The 21870-nt window shown below is 61.5% G+C and carries 20 protein-coding genes and 2 pseudogenes; 11 read left to right on the forward strand and 11 right to left on the reverse strand.

The genetic code is table 11. The annotated features are described in order from the left end of the window. Positions 1–132 precede the first annotated feature (132 nt). The gene (locus tag AC1DU9_RS16415) at positions 133–1782 is read right to left on the reverse strand and encodes a GMC family oxidoreductase (protein WP_223463753.1); all 1650 of its coding nucleotides are present in this window, start codon (positions 1780–1782) and stop codon (positions 133–135) included. Positions 1783–1914: 132 nt separating this feature from the next. Here AC1DU9_RS16415 and AC1DU9_RS16420 point away from each other — a divergent pair, with 132 nt between their 5' ends. After that, positions 1915–2805 (forward strand): LysR family transcriptional regulator, encoded by an 891-nt coding sequence (locus tag AC1DU9_RS16420; RefSeq protein ID WP_477810481.1) that lies wholly within the window; start codon positions 1915–1917, stop codon positions 2803–2805. Positions 2806–2910: 105 nt separating this feature from the next. Here AC1DU9_RS16420 and AC1DU9_RS16425 read toward each other — a convergent pair whose 3' ends face one another. The 3 genes and pseudogenes from AC1DU9_RS16425 to AC1DU9_RS16435 form a co-directional block, all read right to left on the reverse strand. Continuing rightward, positions 2911–4008 carry a DNA alkylation repair protein gene (locus AC1DU9_RS16425; RefSeq protein WP_477810482.1) on the reverse strand — a complete coding sequence of 366 codons (1098 nt, stop codon included), beginning with the start codon at positions 4006–4008 and terminating at the stop codon, positions 2911–2913. Positions 4009–4151: 143 nt separating this feature from the next. Continuing rightward, positions 4152–5960, reverse strand: a complete 1809-nt coding sequence (locus AC1DU9_RS16430) for a monovalent cation:proton antiporter-2 (CPA2) family protein (RefSeq protein ID WP_223461969.1) — start codon at positions 5958–5960, stop codon at positions 4152–4154. A gap of 220 nt (positions 5961–6180) precedes the next feature. Further along, a pseudogene (locus tag AC1DU9_RS16435) lies at positions 6181–6617 on the reverse strand (diguanylate cyclase domain-containing protein); the annotation flags it as partial. A 216-nt stretch (positions 6618–6833) separates the two neighbouring features. Between AC1DU9_RS16435 and AC1DU9_RS16440 the strand changes: the two are divergent. The 4 genes from AC1DU9_RS16440 to dmeF all read left to right on the forward strand — a co-directional run bounded on the left by AC1DU9_RS16440 (position 6834) and on the right by dmeF (position 9026). Then, positions 6834–7172 carry an FKBP-type peptidyl-prolyl cis-trans isomerase gene (locus tag AC1DU9_RS16440; RefSeq protein WP_223461967.1) on the forward strand — a complete coding sequence of 113 codons (339 nt, stop codon included), beginning with the start codon at positions 6834–6836 and terminating at the stop codon, positions 7170–7172. Between the two features lie 21 nt (positions 7173–7193). Beyond that, positions 7194–7697, forward strand: a complete 504-nt coding sequence (locus AC1DU9_RS16445; RefSeq protein WP_223461965.1) for an MEKHLA domain-containing protein — start codon at positions 7194–7196, stop codon at positions 7695–7697. 107 nt (positions 7698–7804) lie between these two features. Further along, positions 7805–8080: a metal/formaldehyde-sensitive transcriptional repressor gene (locus AC1DU9_RS16450; RefSeq protein WP_108215964.1), complete on the forward strand. Its 276-nt coding sequence runs from the start codon at positions 7805–7807 to the stop codon at positions 8078–8080. 13 nt (positions 8081–8093) lie between these two features. Further along, complete coding sequence (gene dmeF / locus AC1DU9_RS16455; RefSeq protein ID WP_223461963.1) at positions 8094–9026, forward strand: CDF family Co(II)/Ni(II) efflux transporter DmeF; 933 nt, start codon at positions 8094–8096, stop codon at positions 9024–9026. An 11-nt stretch (positions 9027–9037) separates the two neighbouring features. Here the strand turns inward: dmeF and AC1DU9_RS16460 are convergent, their stop codons facing one another. Further along, on the reverse strand, positions 9038–10147 hold the full coding sequence (locus AC1DU9_RS16460) for a cytochrome P450 (RefSeq protein WP_223461961.1): 1110 nt from the start codon (positions 10145–10147) through the stop codon (positions 9038–9040). Between the two features lie 79 nt (positions 10148–10226). Between AC1DU9_RS16460 and AC1DU9_RS16465 the strand changes: the two genes are divergently transcribed. Beyond that, the gene (locus tag AC1DU9_RS16465) at positions 10227–10976 is read left to right on the forward strand and encodes an ArsR/SmtB family transcription factor (RefSeq protein WP_223461958.1); all 750 of its coding nucleotides are present in this window, start codon (positions 10227–10229) and stop codon (positions 10974–10976) included. Between the two features lie 53 nt (positions 10977–11029). Here the strand turns inward: AC1DU9_RS16465 and AC1DU9_RS16470 are convergent, their stop codons facing one another. The 5 genes from AC1DU9_RS16470 to AC1DU9_RS16490 form a co-directional block, all read right to left on the reverse strand. Next, positions 11030–12049 carry a branched-chain amino acid aminotransferase gene (locus tag AC1DU9_RS16470; protein WP_223455986.1) on the reverse strand — a complete coding sequence of 340 codons (1020 nt, stop codon included), beginning with the start codon at positions 12047–12049 and terminating at the stop codon, positions 11030–11032. A 248-nt stretch (positions 12050–12297) separates the two neighbouring features. Next, positions 12298–13680 carry a dihydrolipoyl dehydrogenase gene (lpdA, locus tag AC1DU9_RS16475; RefSeq protein ID WP_223461956.1) on the reverse strand — a complete coding sequence of 461 codons (1383 nt, stop codon included), beginning with the start codon at positions 13678–13680 and terminating at the stop codon, positions 12298–12300. 3 nt (positions 13681–13683) lie between these two features. After that, complete coding sequence (locus tag AC1DU9_RS16480; RefSeq protein ID WP_477810483.1) at positions 13684–14958, reverse strand: dihydrolipoamide acetyltransferase family protein; 1275 nt, start codon at positions 14956–14958, stop codon at positions 13684–13686. Continuing rightward, on the reverse strand, positions 14959–16017 hold the full coding sequence (locus AC1DU9_RS16485) for an alpha-ketoacid dehydrogenase subunit beta (RefSeq protein WP_108215957.1): 1059 nt from the start codon (positions 16015–16017) through the stop codon (positions 14959–14961). A gap of 1 nt (position 16018) precedes the next feature. Next, a complete protein-coding gene (locus AC1DU9_RS16490; RefSeq protein ID WP_223461952.1) occupies positions 16019–17254 on the reverse strand; it encodes a 3-methyl-2-oxobutanoate dehydrogenase (2-methylpropanoyl-transferring) subunit alpha in 1236 nt (411 codons plus the stop codon). Between the two features lie 185 nt (positions 17255–17439). Between AC1DU9_RS16490 and bkdR the strand changes: the two genes are divergently transcribed. Beyond that, entirely contained in the window at positions 17440–17925 is a 486-nt protein-coding gene (bkdR, locus tag AC1DU9_RS16495) for a Bkd operon transcriptional regulator BkdR (RefSeq protein ID WP_095944115.1), read from the forward strand. 109 nt (positions 17926–18034) lie between these two features. On the opposite strand, the gene AC1DU9_RS16500 is transcribed toward bkdR, so the two are convergent. Continuing rightward, positions 18035–18898 carry an MBL fold metallo-hydrolase gene (locus tag AC1DU9_RS16500; protein WP_477810484.1) on the reverse strand — a complete coding sequence of 288 codons (864 nt, stop codon included), beginning with the start codon at positions 18896–18898 and terminating at the stop codon, positions 18035–18037. 103 nt (positions 18899–19001) lie between these two features. On the opposite strand from AC1DU9_RS16500, the gene AC1DU9_RS16505 reads away from it, so the two are divergent. From AC1DU9_RS16505 to AC1DU9_RS16520, 4 genes and pseudogenes are all read left to right on the forward strand, one after another. Continuing rightward, a complete protein-coding gene (locus AC1DU9_RS16505; protein ID WP_218428678.1) occupies positions 19002–19343 on the forward strand; it encodes an ArsR/SmtB family transcription factor in 342 nt (113 codons plus the stop codon). Between the two features lie 143 nt (positions 19344–19486). After that, positions 19487–19633, forward strand: a pseudogene (locus tag AC1DU9_RS16510) (pyridine nucleotide-disulfide oxidoreductase); the annotation flags it as partial. Positions 19634–19645: 12 nt separating this feature from the next. Beyond that, positions 19646–20452: a sulfite exporter TauE/SafE family protein gene (locus AC1DU9_RS16515; RefSeq protein WP_477810485.1), complete on the forward strand. Its 807-nt coding sequence runs from the start codon at positions 19646–19648 to the stop codon at positions 20450–20452. Between the two features lie 208 nt (positions 20453–20660). Then, positions 20661–21845: a porin gene (locus tag AC1DU9_RS16520; protein WP_223461946.1), complete on the forward strand. Its 1185-nt coding sequence runs from the start codon at positions 20661–20663 to the stop codon at positions 21843–21845. The last annotated feature ends 25 nt before the right edge of the window (positions 21846–21870 follow it).

Raw genomic sequence — 21870 nt, forward strand, 5'->3', positions numbered from 1 at the left:
TGTTTTTGTTGTTCCACTGGTGTTGCGTGTTCCTTGTAGGGGTGATGCTTGATGTCCGTGAATCAAGAGCTGTCCTTGTGGGAGCGAGCTTGCTCGCGATGACGGTGGGTCAATCAACAATGATGTTGAATGTCACACCGTCATCGCGGGCAAGCCCGCTCCCACAGGTGATGTGTTTACTGATGGATTGAGGATCATCTGCGCAGCCTTCTCGGCAATCATCAGTGTCGGCGAGCAGGTGTTGCCCGAGGTGATGCGCGGCATGATCGAGGCATCGGCAATGCGCAGGCCGGGGATGCCGTGGACCTTGAGTTGCGCATCGACCACGGCGTCGGCGTCGTTGCCCATGCGGCAGGTACCCACCGGATGGAAGATCGTGGTGCCGATCCGCGCGGCGGCTTCGTGCAGTTGTTCTTCGCTTTGCAGGCTGTCGCCGGGCAGGTATTCCACTGGATTGAAGGCGCGCAGGGCCGGGGCGGCGACGATACGGCGGGTCAGGCGAATGGCGTCGGCGGCGACCCGCAGGTCTTCCGGATGGCTCAGGTAATTGGGTTGGATCAGCGGGGCTTCTTGCGGATCGGCGGAGCGGATTTCCACCCGGCCACGGCTTTGCGGACGCAAATCGCAGACCGATGCGGTGAACGCCGGGAACGCGTGCAACGGTTCGCCAAAGCGCTCCAGCGACAGTGGTTGCACATGGTATTCGAGGTTGGCTGAAGTCTGCTCCGGTCCCGAGCGGGCAAAGGCGCCCAACTGGCTCGGCGCCATGGACAGCGGGCCGCTGCGGTCGTACAGGTAGCGCAGGCCCATGCCCAGCTTGCCCCACAGGCTGCCGGCAATCTGGTTCAGGGTGCGGGCATTTTCCAGCTTGTAGATCAGCCGCAGTTGCAGGTGATCCTGCAGGTTGCCACCGACGCCGGGTAGCTCATGGGCGACGCCTATGCCCAGCCGCTCCAGCAGTGGACGCGGGCCGATGCCGGAGCGTTGCAGGATGCTGGGCGAACCGACCGAGCCGGCACAGAGGACGATTTCCTTGCATGCCTTGAAGGTTTTCGCCTGGCCTTGCCAGCGGGCGCTGACCGCCGAGGCGCGGCCATTGTCCAGCCGCACGCGGTCGACTTCGACACCGGTCAGTACGGTGAGATTGGGACGCTGGCGCACCGGTTTGAGAAAGGCCTTGGACGCGTTCCAGCGGATGCCGGCCTTCTGATTGACCTGGAAGTAACCGCAACCTTCGTTGTCGCCCTGGTTGAAGTCATCGATGCTGGCGATGCCGCTTTGTTCGGCGGCGCTGCGGAACGCATCGAGAATCGGCCAGGACAGGCGCTGGCGTTCGACTCGCCATTCGCCCGCGGCGCCGTGAAATTCGGCGGCGCCGGCAAAGTGGTTTTCACTCTGTTTGAACAGCGGCAACACGTCTTGCCAGCTCCAGCCGGGGTTGCCGTCGGCGGCCCAGCGGTCGTAGTCAGCAGCCTGGCCGCGCATGTAGATCATGCCGTTGATCGATGAGCAGCCACCCAGCACCTTGCCGCGCGGGTAGCTCAGGGCGCGCCCTTGCAGGCCCGGTTGCGCTTCGGTCTTGAAGCACCAGTCGGTGCGCGGGTTGCCGATGCAGAACAGGTAACCCACGGGGATGTGAATCCACGCATAGTTGTCGCGGCCACCGGCTTCGAGCAGCAACACACGATGTTGCGGGTTGGCCGACAGTCGATTGGCCAGCAGACACCCGGCCGGCCCGGCCCCGACCACGATGTAATCGTATTCATCCAGAGAAGTCTGCATCCCTGATCTCGTTTTGTTGTTCTTGTTGTCTGTCATCCTAGTTGTTAGCTTTCGTCAAAAGAATGTTAGTTTTTGCGCAGCCGCTGTGCGTTTTTAAACAGCATCCCGAACGGCAAAGAACAAGGACGATTCATGTTCGACTGGAATGACCTGCGGTTTTTTCTCGAATTGCAGCGCAGCGGGCGTTTGCTCACGGCCGCCCGCCGCCTGAACACCACCCATGCCACCGTGGCGCGGCACATCGAGGCCATCGAAAAGAGCCTCGGCACGGCGTTGTTCGTTCAACATGCCCAGGGATATGAGATGACCCCGGCGGGCGAGGCATTGCTTAAACACGCCGAGGCGATGGAAAACGTGGCGTTGCTGGCCCAGGAGGAAATCACCCAATCCAGCGCGCCGCTGGGCAAGATCCGCGTCGGGGTGACCGAAGGGCTGGGCATCATGTTCCTCGCCAGCCGCATGAACGGCTTGTTCGAACGCTATCCGGGGCTGGAAGTGGAGCTGGTGGCGGTGCCACGTTTTGTCAGCATCCTCAACCGCGAGGCGGAAATCAGCATCCACCTCGAGCGCCCGTCCGCCGACATGCTGGTCACCCGCAAGCTCACCGACTATCGCCTGGCGTTGTATGCCAGCCAGGACTACCTCGACCGCTCGCCACCGTTGCGCAGTCGTGAGGACCTGGGGCGCCATGCGTGGATCGGTTACGTCGATGATTTGCTGTTCAGCCAGGAACTGATGTTCCTCAACAGCTTCTGCCGCAATCCGCAGGTGGTGTTTCACAGCACCAGCGTGATCGCCCAGCAACAGGCGGCCCGCTCAGGCCTGGGGATTGCCGTGCTGCCGTGCTACATGGCCAGTGCCGACCCGGACCTGGTGCCGCTGCTGCCGGACGAAAGCATCCAGCGCAGCTATTGGATCAGTACCCGCCGGGAGTTGCACAAATCGGTGCGGTTGCGGGTGTTGTGGGATTATGTGGTGGAGTTGTGTGAGCGGGAGCAGGGGTTGTTGTTGGGTGGTGCCTGAACTGGCGCCATCGCGAGCAGGCTCGCTCCTACAGGGGGGCGTATTCCAATGTGGGAGCGAGCTTGCTCGCGATGGCGGCGGCACATCCAATATCCATCCCGAGGTTCAAGCAACAATCTCGAATGCGGTACTGGCCAGCCTTTCACCATTGACCATGATATGCACCGCGTGGCGCCCCGCATAATGCCGGCGGGTGGTGAGTTCCTTGATCTGCTGACCACGGCTGACGGCTTCGACGGCATTGCCCGGCAGCGTCAGCGCCTTGAGTTTGAATACCTTCGCCGAGGTGCTGCCGTTGGCCTTGACGTAGTCGATGGCGTAGTCGATCACCAGGCGTTGGCCGCTTTGAACGGTGGATTTGACGGCAAACGACAGGGTGATCTTTTCTCCCAGACCAATCACCGGCGGTTCGACTTTTACATCAACGATCTCGACCTCAGGCTTGCCGCCCGCGCCGATGATCGCCAGTGCCCGCCGGTTGCCCTGTTTGATCAGGCTACGCAGGGCGTGTCTGGCGATCCATGCGGTGTGCCTGTTGTCCAGCGACCAGCCTTCGATCAGGTCCAGCACCCAGTCGGGGTGATCCTTGGTGATGTCGTTGAGGTGGTTGGCGACGGACTTGCGCACGTACAGGCTGTTGTCGGCCTTGAGGTTGTCGAGGATGTTCGCGGCCAGTGTCGGATCGGTCTGGATGGGCTCCAGCCGGAATGACCAGGGCAGGCGTGGCCGACAGCCTTCGCTGGCCAGGCGCCGCACATGCTCGTTGTCGTCCAGTGACCAGTCGTGCATCAACTTGAGTGAGCGTTCGAGGTCGCTGCGCAGAAAGTGACGGATTGCGAATTCCGAGGAGCCGAAGGCGGTGAAGTACTTCAGTGCGTCCATCGACTGATCGAACGCATGGACGCCGTAGCTGGCGACATAGTGCGGCAGGCACATGCTGACGAAGCCGCTGTTGAGGCGCGGGGCGAGGGCACGCAGCACCCCCAGCGACGCTTCATAGTCCAGCGACAACACCGCGTGCAGGCATTCGCTGACCCGGGCCATGCGCTGCATGACGCTGAGGTCAGCCAGGCCGGATTGGGCCAGCTTCAGGAAACGCCTGGCCTCGAAGGGCGGATAGACCGCGGTCATTTCGCTCGCGATGTGCTGGAGGCGCTCGGTGTTGAAGATTTCCTTGAGGGCCGGAGAGGGTTTGTCAGCCATGGTGGCTCCTTGGCGATTGTTGTTGATCCATCACACCGCGTCATCGTTCATCGCGAGCAGGCTCGCTCCTACAGAAGAGCGTATAAGCGACAAAGATCCAGTGTAGGAGCGAGCCTGCTCGCGATGAGGCCCTCAAATTCACCTCATTTTGTGCCCGCTTGCTCTTGCAGTTGATCCGACTCGAATAACCTGGCCAGTTCCGCCCGCGCTTCCTGCGCCGTCTGCAGCACTTTCACCGCGTCGTCATACACCGCATGCTGGGCTTCAAGCACCTCTTCGTCGTGCTGCTTGAAGCGTTTGATCCGCGCATCCGCCTGGGCCTGGGTCAATCCCAGGCCGATCAGGGTTTGCCGGCTCATTTCCAGGCTCGAATAATAGGTTTCGCGCACGGCGTGAGCGCCGACGTCCATTAGCCGGTGCACATGCTGGCGGTTACGGGCACGGGCGATGATTTTCATGTGCGGGTAGAGCTTGCGCACCAGTTCGGCGGTCTTGATATTGGTGTCCGGGTCGTCGGTGGCGATCACGAAATACTCGGCTTCCCCGACCTTGGCCGCGTTGAGGATTTCCGGGCGCATCGGGTCGCCGTAGAAGACCGGCACGCCACCGAAGCTGCGGGACAGTTCGATGGTTTCCACCGAGGTGTCGAGGGCCACGAACTTGATGTTCTGCGCACGCAGAATCCGCGCAATGATCTGGCCCATGCGACCCATACCGGCGATCACCACCCGTGGCGCGTCGGCGTCGATTTCGCGGAACTTCTCCGGTACTTCCACCGGTTGCACTTTCGGGCTGACCAAGCGCGCGCACACCAGCAGCAACAGCGGCGTCACGGCCATGGACAGGGTGATGGTCAACACCAGCAAGTCATACAGTTCTGCGGCGAACAGCCCATGATCGCGACCGATCTTGAACACCACAAAGGCAAATTCACCACCGGCCGCAAGCACGATACCCAGGCGGATCGCACTGACCTTCTTCAAGCCACCGGCCAGGCGACCGACAATAAACAGCAGCGGCAGTTTGATCGCGATCAGCATCAGGGTCAGGCCCAGCACCGAGATCGGCATGCTCAGCAACAGGCTCAGGTTCGCACCCATGCCGACGCTGATGAAAAACAGCCCCAGCAACAGGCCTTTGAAAGGCTCGATCTGGGCTTCCAGTTCATGGCGATACTCGGAATCCGCCAGCAGCAGGCCGGCGAGGAATGCGCCCAGGGCCATGGAAATTCCAGCCAGTTCCATCAGCCATGCCGTGCCGATCACCACCAGCAACGCCGTGGCGGTGGAAACCTCTGGCAGCGCGGTTTTGGCCACCACACGAAACACCGGCCGCAGCAGATAACGCCCGCCGATCACCACCACCGCGATGCTGAACAGCACTTGCAGGCCGTGGTTCAGGTCTTCGCTGGCGGTGGTGCGGTGATCGCCGCCGGCCAGCAATGGCACCATGGCGATCAACGGAATCGCGGCGATGTCCTGAAACAACAGGATCGCGAACGCCAGCCGCCCGTGGGGGCTGGTCAGTTCCTTGCGTTCAGCCAGGCTTTGCAGGCCGAATGCCGTGGATGACAGCGCCAGCCCGAGGCCGAGGACGATCGCGGTGTTCAATGGCTGGCCAAACAGCCACAGCGCCACCACGCCAATCACCGTGCCGGTCAACAACACTTGCGCCAAACCTACGCCAAACACTGATTTGCGCATCACCCACAGGCGTCGCGGCGACAGCTCCAGGCCGATGATGAACAACAGCAACACCACGCCGAGTTCGGAAATGTTCGCGACGCTTTGCGGGTTGTCGATCAGGCCCAGCACCGACGGGCCGATGATCACCCCGGCAAACAGATAACCCAGAACCGCCCCCAGTTGCAGGCGCTTGGCCAATGGAACGATGAGCACGGCCGCCATCAGAAATACGACAGCGGCTTGTAGCAGGTTGCCTTCATGGGGCATGGGCGAAACTCCAGAACTCGACACAACGGGGGCGCCAAGGATAAAGGCTGGGCTCTGTGAAGRTCTACCGTGGGCTTTCAGTTACATCCATGCAGTTGTGCCGCCGCCTTCGCGAGCAGGCTCGCTCCCACAATGTTTTTTGGTCGTACGCAAATACTGTGTACAGCACAAATCACTGTGGGAGCGAGCTTGCTCGCGATGGGCACCCGCCGCCGAAGCGTTATTCGCTATGTGCCCACACCACGCTCTCGGTGCCCAGCCGATACTGATTGTTCCCGCTGCGCTTGGCCTCATACATCGCCAGGTCGGCAATGTGCAGCAGGCGGTCGATGCTCGGTGCGTGATCGGGAAACACCGCGACGCCAAGGCTGGTGCCGATGTGGCACTGGTGCGCGCCAGCTCCAGCGCTTCGGACAGGCGCTCTTCGAGCACCAGGCGATTGGGCAGGCCGGTCAACGGGTCGTAATGGGCCAGGTACTTGAGGTAGTTGGCCGAGGCCTTTTCTTCGGTGATGTCGCGCACCACGCCCATCATCTTGATCGTTTCGTCGCGGTCGTTCTTGACCACGTTGCCGGTTTCCCGCAGCCAGCGGATGGTGCCGTCGGACCAGACCACGCGGTATTCCTCGTCGTGGTTTTCAGCGCGAGGATCAGGATGAGCGTCGTTGAACCAAGGATGACGCTGGTCCATAGCAGGATCATTCGGGGATGGCCATCAGGGCGGTGAACCGTACGGGTAATTGTTGATTATTTTAGTTCAGCAAACAGCTTTAAACGTCGCGCGGGAGGTGGCAATGGTTGCCAATCGAGGGCAAATCTGGGAAAACGGCGCCCGTCAGGCCCTTGAGGGCGAGTGAGCATACGAGTGAATTCAATGAATGACGAGCTTCAGGTAATCGATCTGCAAGTAGGTGACGGAAAAGCCGCCATCAAAGGCGCACTGATCACCACCCAGTACCGTGGCTGGCTGGAGGACGGGACCGAATTCGATTCTTCCTATAGCCGTGGTAAACCCTTCCAGTGCGTGATTGGCACCGGGCGGGTCATCAAGGGCTGGGACTTGGGTATCCTGGGCATGCAGGTCGGCGGCAAGCGCAAGTTGCTGGTGCCGGCGCATCTGGCCTATGGCGAACGCACCATGGGCAAGATCACGCCGAATTCGAACCTGATCTTCGAAATTGAATTGCTGGAAGTGCTGACGCGGGATGACTGACCGCGATTGCCTGGGAGGCCCATGCCGCTAATCAACGAATACGCTACAGCCATCGAACTGCTGGACCAGTCTTATCGGCACTGGACCGGTAAACACCTGCCAGCTCCGGAATCGCTGACCGGGCTGGAACGCCTGCACTGGCTGCACACCCACGCGCCCTACAGTTTGCTGGCCCATGGCGCTGAAGACGACCCTCTTTTTTTCTACGCCAACGAACAGGCGCTGGCCTGCTTCAAGTACCCGCGCCCGGAATTTCTGGGCATGCCGTCACGCTTCAGCGCCTCGCCACTGGACCGCGCGGTGCGTCAGACCCTGCTGGAGCAGGTCACCGCCAATGGCATTGCTCACGGTTACAGTGGCTATCGGGTGGATCGGCAAGGTAATGCCTTCATGATTCATGAAGGCAAGGTGTGGACGCTCATCGATCAACACGGTGCGCGGGTGGGGCAGGCGGCGTTGTTCTGGCCGGATGCAGGACGGATCGGGCAGTTGGGAGTTGAACCCAGGCCTTTAACGGCCAACTAGCTGGGAAAGTCGCTGACCCGCCAGGCCTGCCTGTCATCGGATTGTGCCTTGCCAGGCTCCGCTCTATCGACGACCATACACGCCATATAGAGGTAGGGGGTATAGGTATGTCGCACATTCACGAACACAAAGATGACTTGATCAAGCGGGTAAGACGGATTGCCGGACAGGTGGAAGCCGTGGAGCGAGCGCTCGAGTCCGATGCCGATTGCGCCAAGACCCTGCATCTGGTTGCTGCGATCCGGGGCGCGGTCAATGGTCTGCTGGAGCAGTTCATCGACGCCCACGCCCGCGAGCACGTGGCCCATCCGGGCCTGAGCGATGAAGAACGCGCCCAGGGCGTGGAAGACTTGTTGCTGGCCATCCGTCGTTATGCCAAATAGAGGCCCGAACCCCATGACACTGGCACCACAGGCTTCGCGTTTTTCCCACGACCATGTATTTCTCGGCGCTTCCCATGATGAAAACGCCCGTCGCACCTTATGGGTGGTGGCGCTGACGTTTGTGATGATGATTGGCGAAATTGCTGCCGGTTACATCACCGGTTCCATGGCGCTGCTGGCCGATGGTTTTCACATGGCCACCCATGCCGGGGCCTTGGGCATCGCGGCGGCGGCCTATGGATTCGCACGGCGCAATGCCAACAACGCGCGCTACAGCTTCGGCACCGGCAAGGTCGGAGACCTGGCCGGTTTTGCCTCGGCGATGGTGCTGGGGCTGGTGGCGATCGGCATTGCCGGTGAGTCCGTTTTTCGCCTGTTTCAGCCAACCACCGTGGCATTCACCGAAGCGACCGTGATTGCGGTGGTGGGGTTGGCGGTAAACATCGTCAGTGCCTTTTTGCTCGCGGGCGACCACGGTCATCATGGTCACGATCACGGGCATAGCCATGACCACGGCCATCATCACCATCACGACAACAATCTGCGCTCGGCCTATGTCCATGTGTTGGCCGACGCTTTGACGTCGGTGCTGGCGATTGCCGCATTGCTGGCCGGGCGGTATCTGGGGTGGGTGTGGCTGGACCCGGTGATGGGCATCGTGGGCGCCATCGTGATCGCGAAATGGGCCATTGGATTGATGCGTGACAGCGCTGCGGTGTTGCTCGATGTCACAGATGAGCACGTTGCCGATGAAATTCGTGAACTGCTGGAGTCATCGGACGATGTGCGTATCAGCGATCTGCATGTCTGGCAGGTCGGTCCCCAGGCGCGGGCCGCGATTGTCAGCGTTGTTGTCGCGGCCAATGTCAGTGCCGACACCATTCGCGAACGCCTGGCGCCGGTCCATGAACTGTCTCACCTGACCGTCGAATACCGCACTGTTTGAGCGGTTTGCGGTCAGTCACGGAACAGCGCAATCCGTCCATTCACGGACGGGCGGTAATGCCAGGTCAGGCGATCCAGTGCCGGCTTCATCGCAAGAATTTGCCGGACGGTAGCGCCAGCAATGCATAACGCCAGGCGTTGCCCCGGACATTGATGGCGCCCCGCACCAAAGGTGAAGCTGCGCCGATTCGGGCGGTCGAGCAGGAATGCATCGGGGTTGTCGTTGAGCTGCGGGTCGCGATTGGCCGAGGCCAGCAGCACCAGGATCACGTCTCCGGTATTCAGCCTCACCCCGTCAATCTCGCAGGGGGCGGCGACGAAGCGACGGGTGTTCTGTACCGGCGGGTCGAAGCGCTGCACTTCGGCCAGCAGGTCTTCGACAGGGGTTGATTCGCTGCACAACGACGGGTGTTGAATCAATGCCAGCACGGCGTTACCGATCAACCCGGCAGTGGCTTCGAAGGTCTGGGAGAACAGGCCGATCAGGTTGGCGATCAGTGTTTGCGGTGTGCCTGACGCGAAGCGCTGGCGGATACCGCCAAGCAGAGGGCTATGGTTGTCCGGGTCGGCCAAAAGCTCGACACAGTAGCCGCTCAACTGTTCAGCGGCGGCATGAGCCGCAGCCAGTTGCACCGGACGACTCAGGGGCGACAGGCAGGCGACGAAATCCGCCGTCAGTTCGCTGATGACACGGCCCTGAGCCGGGGTGAATCCCAACAACGCCGCCACCACGCACACCGGCCCACGGAACATGGCGTTGTACAGGCCGGCGGCATCCGCGGTCATCAATCGGGCGCTGACCAGGGCCTCGACTTCCCGCGTATCGATCAACTCCAGCCCCGGCTCAATCGCCGACCGTGGGCAACGCTGGCGTTCGCCCTCATTCATGCGCATCAATTGGCCGAACACCTGGCCGGCCATGCCGTCGGCGATCGCCTTGGGGATTGGCTCCTGCTCGGGGCGAACGTGGCAATCGGGATGCGCCAGCACGGCGGCCACCGCTTGGGCGCTGCTGGCCACCCACATGTTCAGCCCCGGATGAAAAACCAGCCCGCCTTCGCCACGCAGTTGTGCGTAGTAGGGATAAGGATCGGTATGGGTCGCAGCGATGATCGGGTCCATGGGTCACAGCCTTTTGTTGTCGGAAAGTGTTGCTACTATCTCCAGTCCGAAAGGGCATTGATTCGTCCGGGAGCGAAATATGAGCGCAGAACGACACGACATTGGCGTCTCGCAGGTGGCGGCAGCCATCGCCGAGCCGGCGCGGACGAAAATCCTCTGTTCGCTGATGGACGGCCACGCCCGCACCAGCACCGAACTGGCGGCGGTGGCCGAAGTCAGCGCGTCGACCGCCAGTGCCCACCTGGCCAAACTCAAGGAGCTGGCGCTGGTGCGGCTGCACGTTCAGGGACGTCACCGCTATTACAGCCTGGCGGACAAACGCGTGGCCCAGGCCCTGGAGGCGCTGATGGTCATCGGTCAGAACGCGGCACCGACTTTTCAGTCACGCACTCCTGACCGCCTGCAATTTGCCCGCACCTGCTACGACCACATGGCGGGCACCCTGGCCGTGCTGATGCATGACCGGATGCTCGAAGCGGGCTGGCTTGAGGAAACCGACGAACAGGCCTATCGCTTGAGTGGCAGTGGTACGGCAATGTTTCAAGGGCTCGGGATCGAGGTGCAGGACTTGAGCACCTTGCGCCGCCGTTTTGCCTGCCCGTGCCTGGACTGGAGCATGCGCCGGCCGCATCTGGGCGGGTCGCTGGGGGCGGCGTTGCTGCAAACGGCGCTCAAGCGCAAGTGGGTGACCCAGGATCTGGACAGTCGGGCGTTGGCGTTGACGGCGTTGGGGCGCAAGGAAGTAGCGGGGCGGTTTGGGGTTGAGTTGCCGTTGGATATTGAGGAAAAGAGCAAAAGATCGCAGCCTGCGATCTTTTTACGCCCATGAAAAAGCCCCCCATCGGTCACCCGATGGAGGGCTTTTGTGCGTCTGGCGTCAGGTCAAACCTTGACGATCCAGCCCGCTGGCGCTTCGATGTCGCCGGTTTGCACGCCGGTCAGCTCTTTGTAGAGCTTCTGGGTGATCGGGCCGACTTCGGTTTCGCTGTGGAACACGTGCAGGTGGTCGTTGTAGTTGATGCCGCCAATCGGCGTGATCACCGCAGCGGTACCGCAAGCACCGGCTTCCTTGAAGTCGGAGAGCTTGTCGATGAACACGTCGCCTTCGACCACATCCAGACCCAGGCGGGACCTGGCCAGTTCGATCAGCGACAGACGGGTGATGCCCGGCAGTACCGATGGCGAGTTCGGGGTCACGAACTTGTTGTCGTGGGTGATCCCGAAGAAGTTGGCCGAACCGACTTCCTCGATCTTGGTATGGGTCAGCGGGTCAAGGTAGATGCAGTCGGCGAAATGCGCCTTCTTGGCCTGGGAGCCCGGCATCAGGCTGGCGGCGTAGTTGCCACCGACCTTGGCGGCACCGGTGCCTTGTGGCGCGGCGCGGTCGTAGCTGGAGATCAGGAAGTTGTGCGGGGTCAGGCCGCCCTTGAAGTAGGCGCCGACCGGGATGCAGAAGATCGAGAAGATGAACTCCGGCGCGGTACGCACGCCGATGTTGTCACCCACGCCGATCACGAACGGACGCAGGTACAGCGCGCCGCCGGTGCCGTACGGCGGAATGAAACGCTCGTTGGCGCGGACCACTGCTTTACAGGCTTCGATGAATTGCTCGGTGTCCACCTGCGGCATCAGCAGGCGGGCGCAGCTGCGCTGCATGCGCAGGGCGTTCTGGTCCGGGCGGAACAGGTTGATCGAGCCGTCCTTGCAACGGTAGGCCTTCATGCCTTCGAAGCATTGCTGGCCATAGTGAAGGGCAGTGGAGCCTTCGCTGATGTGCAGCACGTTATCTTCGGTCAGGGTGCCTTTGTCCCACTCACCATTGCGAAAGTACGACAGATAGCGCTTGTCGGTCTTGATGTAGTCAAAACCCAGCTTGTCCCAATTAATGCTTTCGTTACCCATGACACCCTCTATCACTTAACAACCGCCGAAACGGTTCAAGGCTTCTGACGTTTTTTGGATGGGGACAACAATACTTCATTCTTGGGCTAAATCGCAGCCCAGACTATCGGCTGATCGGCAGAAATTGCGTCGCTCTTGAGAAATCGCGAGCAAGCTCGCTCCCACATTGAATCTGTGGCGTTCACAAACCCTGTGGGAGCGAGCTTGCTCGCGATGGGGCCATCACAGACCCCATCAATCCCTCAAAATCACAGATGCAACGCATGCCCCAACGCCCGCAACGCCGCTTCCTGCACCGCCTCACCCAGCGTCGGGTGCGCATGGATGGTGCCGCCGATGTCTTCCAGCCGCGCGCCCATCTCCAGACTTTGCGCAAATGCCGTGGACAATTCGGACACACCGACGCCGACTGCCTGCCAGCCGACAATCACATGATTGTCGCGACGGGCGACCACCCGCACGAAGCCGCTTTTCGATTCCAGTGTCATGGCCCGGCCATTGGCGGCGAACGGGAAGCTGGAAACGATGCAGTCCAGGCCTGCGGCCTTGGCCTCGTCCGGGGTCTTGCCGACCACCACCAGTTCCGGGTCGGTGAAGCACACGGCGGCGATGGCGGTGGGGTTGAACTCGCGAGACTTACCGCTGATCAGTTCGGCGACCATCTCGCCCTGGGCCATGGCCCGGTGCGCGAGCATCGGTTCGCCGCTCAGGTCGCCGATGGCGTAGACGTTGCGCATGCTGGTCTGGCAGCGGTTGTCGATCTTGATCGACGAACCGTTCATGTCCAGGTTCAGCGCTTCGAGATTCCAGCCCTGGGTGTTCGGCTTGCGACCGACGGCCACCAGCACCTGATCGGTTTCCAGGTTCAGGGTTTCGCCGTCCGGTTCCAGTACCTGCAAGGTATTGTTAGAAGAATCAAAGCCTTGCACGCTGTGTTTCAAGTAAAGCTTCACACCGAGTTTTTTCAGTTCGTCGTGTACGGGCTGGGTCAGTTCGGCGTCGTAGGCCGGCAGGATGCGCTCCTGCGCTTCCACCACGCTGACTTCGGCGCCGAGCTTGCGATAGGCAATGCCCAGCTCCAGACCGATGTAACCGCCGCCAACCACGATCAAACGCTTGGGCACGGATGTCGGCGCCAGGGCTTCGGTGGACGAGATGATCGGCCCGCCAATCGGCAGCATCGGCAGGTTTACGCTTTTCGAACCGGTGGCCAGCACCAGGTGTTCGCACTGGATGCGGGTGTCGCCGACGTCCACGGTTTTACCGTCAACCACTTTGGCCCAGCCTTGAACGACCTGGACCTTGTGCTTTTTCAGCAGCGCCGCGACGCCGGTGGTCAGGCGATCGACGATGCCATCCTTCCACTCGACGCTCTTGTTGATGTCCAGAGTTGGCGCCGAAACGCTGATGCCCAGGGCCGAATGCTGGCTGTGGTGTTGCGTTTGATGGAACTGCTCGGCGACGTGAATCAGTGCCTTGGACGGAATGCAGCCGATGTTCAGGCAAGTGCCGCCCAGGGATTGGCCTTCCACCAGGATGGTCGGGATGCCCAGCTGGCCGGCACGGATCGCGGTCACATAACCGCCGGGGCCGCCGCCGATGATCAGCAGCGTGGTGTTCAAAGTCTGCATTCGTTACTCCACAAACAGAGTGGCGGGTTGTTCGAGCAAGCCACGGATGGCCTGGATGAAGAGCGCCGCGTCCATGCCGTCGACCACTCGGTGATCGAAGGAGCTGGAGAGGTTCATCATCTTGCGGATCACGATCTGGCCTTTGATCACCATTGGCCGTTCGATGATCTTGTTGACCCCGACAATCGCCACTTCCGGCAGGTTCAGCACCGGCGTGCTGACGATGCCGCCCAGGGCGCCGAGGCTGGTCAGGGTGATGGTCGAGCCGGACAGTTCATCGCGGCTGGCCTTGCCATTGCGCGCGGCAGTGGCCAGGCGAGCGATTTCCGCCGCGCTGTCCCACAGGCTGCGGGTTTCGGCGTGACGCACCACCGGCACCATCAGGCCAACGTCGCTCTGGGTCGCGACGCCGACGTGTACCGCACCGAGGCGGGTGATGACCTGGGCCTCGTCGTCGTAACGGGCATTCATTTGCGGGAAGTCGCGCAGGGCGACGACCATGGCGCGAACCAGGAACGGCAGCAAAGTCAGCTTGCCGCGAGTCGCGCCGTGTTTTTCGTTGAGGTGCGCGCGCAGCTCTTCCACAGCCGTGACATCGATTTCTTCGACATAACTGAAGTGGGCGGCACGCTGGGTGGCGTCCTGCATGCGCTGGGCGATCTTGCGGCGCATGCCGATCACCGGGATCTGCTGTTCATCGGTACGTTGGGCGTAAGCCGCCGCCACCGGTGCCGAAGCGTTCGACTGACCCTGGGCCAGGTAGGCGTCAAGGTCTTCGTGCAGTACGCGGCCGGCCGGGCCGGTGCCACGCACCAGGCGCAATTGAATACCGAGGTCCAGCGCATGCTTGCGCACGGCCGGGGAGGCCAGCGGACGCTCATCGGCTTCGCGAGCAACCATCGGGCCCTGGCATACGGCAGCTTTTGGCGCTGGGGCCGCGACCGATTTGCTTTCAACCACGGCTTCAACTTTGGGCGCGACCACCGGGGCTTCTTTAACGGGAGCCGGTTGCGTCGACTCCTTAACGTTGCCCGCGCCTTCGACTTCAATGCTGATCAGCACACTGCCAACCGCCATGACTTCGCCCGGCTGGCCGCCAAGGGCGATGACCTTGCCATGCACCGGCGACGGAATATCCACCATCGCTTTATCGGTCATGACATCGGCCAGCACCTGATCTTCGACGACCATGTCGCCGACCTTGACGTGCCAAACCGACAATTCAACTTCTGCAATGCCTTCACCAATGTCCGGCATTTTAATGACGTGCGTGCCCATTCAGACCTCCATGACCCGTTTCAACGCCGCGCCCACTCGGGACGGCCCTGGGAAATACGCCCACTCTTGCGCGTGCGGGTAAGGGGTGTCCCAACCGGTGACGCGTTCGATCGGCGCTTCCAGGTGGTGGAAGCAATGCTCTTGCACCAGCGACACCAGTTCGGCACCGAAACCGCAGGTGCGGGTGGCTTCGTGAACCACGACGCAGCGGCCGGTTTTCTTCACGGATTTGACGATGGTCTCCAGGTCCAGCGGCCACAGGCTGCGCAGGTCGATGACTTCGGCATCGACGCCGCTTTCTTCAGCGGCGACTTGCGACACGTACACTGTGGTGCCGTAGGTCAGCACGGTGACGTCCTTGCCCGGACGGGCGATCGCGGCAACGTCCAGCGGTACGGTGTAGTAGCCGTCCGGAACCTGTGCGGCGGGGTGTTTCGACCACGGGGTTACCGGGCGTTCGTGGTGGCCGTCGAAGGGACCGTTGTACAGGCGTTTGGGCTCAAGGAAGATCACCGGGTCATCGTTTTCGATGGAGGCGATCAGCAGGCCTTTGGCGTCGTAGGGGTTGGACGGCATGACGGTGCGCAGACCGCACACCTGGGTGAAGAGTGCCTCGATGCTCTGGCTGTGGGTCTGGCCGCCGTAGATGCCGCCGCCGCAAGGCATGCGCAGGGTCATCGGTGCGGTGAACTCGCCAGCCGAGCGATAACGCAGGCGCGCGGCTTCGGAAATGATCTGATCGTAGGCCGGGTACACGTAGTCGGCGAACTGGATCTCCACCACCGGGCGCAGACCGTAGGCGCCCATGCCCACGGCAGTACCGACGATGCCGCTTTCGGAAATCGGCGCGTCGAACACCCGGGAGGTGCCGTACTTGCTCTGCAGGCCTTCGGTGCAGCGGAACACGCCGCCGAAGTAGCCCACGTCCTGGCCGAAGACCACGACGTTGTCGTCCCGTTCAAGCATCACATCCATGGCCGAGCGCAGGGCCTGGATCATGGTCATGGTGGTCGTGGTCATGGCGGTTTCCAGCTCGATTTTGTTGTTGTGATCGTTCATGTCAGATCCCCAACTCCTGACGCTGGCGCTTCAAGTGCTCCGGCATCTCTTTGTAGACGTCTTCGAACATGGTCGCGGCGCTCGGAATCTGGCCGCCGGCGAGGGTGCCGTACTGCTCGGCTTCTTTCTGTGCGGCGATCACTTCGGCTTCCAGTTCGGCGCTGACGGCGGCGTGTTCCTCTTCGGACCACTGACCGATCTTGATCAGGTGCTGCTTGAGACGCGCAATCGGATCACCCAGCGGGAAGTGGCTCCAGTCGTCGGCGGGACGGTATTTGGACGGATCATCGGAGGTCGAGTGCGGGCCTGCACGGTAAGTGACCCATTCGATCATGGTCGGGCCGAGACCGCGGCGCGCACGTTCGGCGGCCCAGGCAGACGCGGAGTAGACCGCGACGAAGTCGTTGCCATCGACCCGCAGGGAGGCAATGCCGCAACCGACGCCACGACCGGCAAAGGTGGTGGCTTCACCACCGGCAATCGCCTGGAACGTGGAAATCGCCCACTGGTTGTTGACCACGTTGAGGATCACGGGTGCGCGGTACACGTGGGCGAACGTCAGGGCGGTGTGGAAATCCGACTCGGCGGTGGCGCCGTCGCCGATCCATGCCGAGGCGATTTTGGTGTCGCCCTTGATCGCCGAGGCCATGCCCCAGCCCACGGCCTGAATGAACTGGGTGGCGAGGTTGCCGGAAATGGTGAAGAAACCGGCGTCCTTGACCGAGTACATGATCGGCAGTTGCCGGCCCTTGAGCGGATCGCGCTCGTTGGACAGCAACTGGCAGATCAGGTCGACCAGCGGTACGTCGCGGGCCATCAGGATGCTTTGCTGGCGGTAGGTCGGGAAGCACATGTCGTCGATGTTCAAGGCCAGGGCCTGGGCGCTGCCGATGGCTTCTTCGCCAAGGCTCTGCATGTAGAACGACATTTTTTTCTGACGCTGGGCAACCACCATGCGGTTGTCGTAGATCCGCGTCTTGAGCATGGCGCGCATGCCCTTGCGCAGGATCGCCACTGGCACGTTTTCAGCCCAGGGGCCGTGGGCATTGCCCTGGTCGTCGAGCACGCGGATAAGGCCGCGGGCCAGATCAGCCGTGTCGGCCGGTTCAACGTCGATTTGGGGTTTGCGCACCGTGCCTGCATCGGTCAGGTGCAAGTAGGAGAAGTCGGTTTTGCATCCTGGACGGCCCGAGGGTTCGGGGACGTGCAGGTGCAGCGGTTCGTACGCTTGGGTCATGGCTTCTACGCTCGATCTTGTGAATTTCTTGTAGTGAGCTGACAGATTTCATTCGGTAGAAGAAATCTTGTCCTACAACAATCATAGGCCCGCCCAAGAAGAATATTTCTCTCTGTTTCGTTGCGCTGAAGATCATTTGCAGATAAAAAACCTGCATAAACATAAAAAACAGGTGGTTTTGTCTCATGCGCAAACTGGACCGTACCGATATCGGCATTCTCAACAGCCTTCAGGAGAACGCGCGCATCACCAACGCCGACCTGGCGCGTTCGGTGAACCTGTCGCCGACGCCGTGTTTCAACCGGGTCAAGGCCATGGAAGAACTGGGGGTGATTCGCGAGCAAGTGACGCTGCTCGATGCCGACTTGCTGGGGCTGCATGTGAACGTGTTCATTCACGTCAGCCTGGAGAAGCAGGTGGAGGAGGCGTTGCAGCATTTCGAGGAGGCGATTTCCGATCGCCCCGAAGTGATGGAGTGCTACCTGATGGCCGGCGACCCGGACTATCTGATCCGGGTGCTGGTGCCGACCATCCAGTCGCTGGAGCGCTTCATGATGGACTTTCTGACCAAGGTGCCGGGGGTGGCGAATATCCGTTCGAGCTTTGCGCTCAAGCAGGTGCGGTACAAGACCGCGCTGCCGTTGCCGGCGAATGGGCTGACGTTGCCGTAGGAGCGAGCTTGCTCGCGAAAAACCTGAGGGCGCCGGGGCGTCAGGTTTTGCGCGTTATCGTTGGCGTTTTTCGTCGGATCGCCGCCCGGAGCAAGCTCGCTCCTACAGGTCAGAGTTGATTCAGGGGGACTTTCAGATACCTGACGCCATTGTCTTCGGCCGGCGGCAAATTCCCCGCCCGCACATTGACCTGGATCGCCGGCAGCAACAGCGTCGGCATGCCCAACCCGGCATCACGCCGGGTGCGCATGTCGACGAAGGCGGCTTCGTCGATGCCGTCGCGCACGTGGATGTTGCTTTTGCGCTGTTCACCCACAGTCGTCATGTATTCGGAGGAACGGCCCTCGGGCGGGTAGTCGTGGCAGACGTACAGGCGCACGCTGGCGGGGAAGGCCAGCAGTTTCTGGATCGAGGCGTACATCTGGTTGGCATTGCCGCCGGGAAAGTCACAGCGCGCGGTGCCCACGTCCGGCATGAACAGCGTGTCGCCGACCAGGATCACATCGTTGCCGATCAGGTAGGCCATGTCCGCCGGGGTATGACCGGGCACGTGCAGGGCGGTGGCCCTGAGGTTGCCGATCATGAACGATTCGTCGGGGGCGAACAGGTGATCGAACTGCGATCCGTCGACGCAAAAGGCCGGCTCCAGATTGAACAGCGCCTTGAACACGTCCTGCACCTTGCTGATCGACTCGCCAATGGCGATCTTGCCGCCCAGTTGCCCGCGCAGGTAGGGAGCGGCGGACAGGTGATCGGCGTGGGCGTGGGTTTCCAGCAGCCATTGCACCTGCAAGTGACGGGCGCGGACGAAGGCGATGATTTTGTCGGCCTGGGTGGTCGCGGTACGCCCGGAGGCCCCGTCGTAGTCGAGCACCGGGTCGACAATCGCACACTGCCCGCCATCCGCCTCGTAGACCACGTAGCTGTAGGTCGAGGAGGCGGGGTCGAGGAAAGCTTCAATCAGCGCGGGCATGGACACGGACCTGTACGGGGGTAGAAAAGTCAGTCATGGGTTGCAACACTTTATGTAAAAACATAATGTTCGCAGCTTAAGTGACGTTGAAGGCATCCTGCAAATGCAATCCAGTCTGACCGAATGCGAAGTCGCTCAACTGCGCGCCTCGGCCTCCAAGGCGTGTGCGCTGCTCAAGGCCCTGGCCAATGAAGATCGCCTGTTGATCCTGTGCCAGTTGACCCAGGGTGAGCGCAACGTAGGCGATCTGGAAAAAATGACCGGCGTGCGTCAACCGACCCTGTCCCAGCAATTGGGCATCCTGCGCGATGAAGGACTGGTCGCGACCCGTCGTGAAGGCAAGTACATTTTTTACGGTCTCGCCAGTCACGAAGTGATCCAGGTGATGAAAACCCTCTCCGGGCTGTATTGCGGGGCAGTGCTTAAAAGCTGGGTTCAACCTTAAATGCCAGCAAACACACAGAACCTGTAGGAGCGAGCCTGCTCGCGATGGACGTATTGGCACCGCGTTTATACAGATAGCACGCGTAATCGTTAGCGACCATCGCGAGCAGGCTCGCTCCTACAGTGCAGCAAAAGGAACAAGCAATGAACGATCAACACTGGGGCCCATCCATCAGTGCAGATATCGTGGTCATCGGCGGTGGCACGGCGGATATCGGCCTTGTCGCCAGCCTGCTCAAGCGTAGCCCGCATCTGAACATCACCGTGATCGAACCCGACTCCCGGCACTACTGAGAACTCCCTATGTTGCTGGCAAGTCTGTTTGGCGTAGTGATGGGGTTGGTGCTCGGCTTGACCGGCGCTGGTGGCGGTATCCTTGCGGTCCCGGCCCTGGTGTTGGGGTTGGGCTGGAGCATGACCCAGGCCGCTCCGGTGGCGTTGTTCGCGGTGGGCAGTGCGGCAGCGGTCGGCGCCATCGACGGCTTGCGCCATGGCCTGGTGCGGTATCGCGCAGCGCTGCTGATCGCGGCGCTGGGCGCGGTGTTTTCGCCCCTGGGCATCTACTTCGCCCACCGGTTGCCGGAAAAAATCCTGATGATCCTGTTCAGCCTGCTGATGGTCGTGGTGGCCGGGCGGATGTTGCGTCGTGAGCGCAAGGACGAGGGCCCCAGCGATCACGGTCACGCCAACTGGGGCCAGAAGAACTGCATGCTCGATCAACAGACCGGACGCTTTTCCTGGACCGCCAAATGCACTGCGACCCTCGCCGCGCTCGGGGCAGTAACCGGCGTGGTCTCGGGATTGCTGGGGGTGGGCGGCGGTTTTCTGATCGTCCCGGCGTTCAAGCAACTGACCGATGTRCAGATGCGCGGGATCATCGCCACCTCGCTGATGGTGATCAGCCTGATTTCCGCCATCGGCGTGATCGGCGCCTTCCAGGCCGGGGTGCGCATCGACGGTTCGGGCATTGCCTTCATCGTCTCAAGCATCGTCGGCATGATCATCGGCCGCAAGCTCTGCGCCGGGGTGCCGGCGCGGGCGTTGCAGGTCGGGTTTGCCAGCATCTGCGTCGTGGTCGCCGCCYACATGCTGTTCAGGGCCAACGCCTGACCGGTACCGGTGCCTGTGGACGCCACTCGGGTCCACAGGCCTACACCCTAAGTGGCGAGCCTCGCCGACCAGCGGTCTTACGCCATAGTGGTCACGCACCGCCGGCTCATCCAAAGCACCTGAAAACCAGCCCCAAGGCAGCGTATGGCGCCGCCGGTCAGGTTTCGATAATCGCCTCCGACACTCAGTCCCCGTTTCGGAGCGCGCCATGCACAACAATAAGAACGTCACGCATCGTTTTCTGCCTGCCTTCATCGCCAGCCTGTCTGCCCTTGGCCTGAGCCAGGTGGCGGAGGCGGATATCATGCTGTACGACAAGGACCAGACCACGTTCTCCACCGACGGCTACATCAACGCCTTCTACGTGAACAGCGATGTCGACCGCGCCGGCGAGCAGTTCGACCGTCGACAGTCACGGGTGAAGATGGGCTTTTTGCCCAACTATCTGGGGTTCAACATGGGCAAGCAGGTAGACGATCTCAAACTCGGCGCCCGTGCCTCGTTCTGGGTCACCATCAACGACAGCCAGACCAACGGCACCGACACCGCCATCGATGTGCGGCAGTTCTTCGGCACCGTGGCCAACCCGGAGTGGGGCGAAGTGCTGATTGGCAAAGACTTCGGGCTGTTCGCCCGTTCCAACATCCTGCTCGACGAAATGCTCGCCGGTTACGGTCAGGTCAGCGATACGTTGGGGCTGGTGGATGGCGGCGGGGTGTCGTTCGGCAACATCGGCACCGGTTACCCGTATCCGTTCCCGACCTCGCAGATCACCTATCGCACCCCGGTGATGGACGGTCTGCGTGTGGCGGTCGGCATCATGGACCCGGTGGACACCAACGACAGCAGCCCGACGGGCAAGGCCTATCAGGAAAACCCGCGTACCGAGAGCGAGGTCACCTACCAGTTCGACCTGGCCGGGGCAAAGATCTACAGCTGGGTCAACGGCAGCTACCAGACCTCGGACAACACCGATTCCACGGTCGAGACCGTCACCTCGAAGGGAGTCGGTTATGGGGTGCAGGCGAAGATGGGCGGCTTGTCCCTCACCGGCTCCGGCTTCCAGGCCAAGGGCATCAACCCGTTTTTCACCAACAATGCCGGCGAGCCGACCCTGCGCAACGTCGACAGCGACGGCTACCTGTTGCAGGGCTCCTACAAACTGGGCAAGAACCGCCTGGCCTTGTCCTACGGCAAGACCAATGACGATGGCAACGGCGTGGTCGGCAGCGGCGCGGACTACGAGACCCGCGGCATCGCGTTGTTCCATGACGTGAACGACAACCTCAAGCTGGTGGCCGAGTACAACCAGTTCGAAATCAACGGCCACGACACCGACGAGCAGAACGAAGACACCGACACCTTTGCCGTGGGCGCGGTGCTGACCTGGTAGCTGACCGGAATACAAACAATTGTGG

The sequence above is a fragment of the Pseudomonas sp. P4_C1 genome (assembly GCF_056402155.1).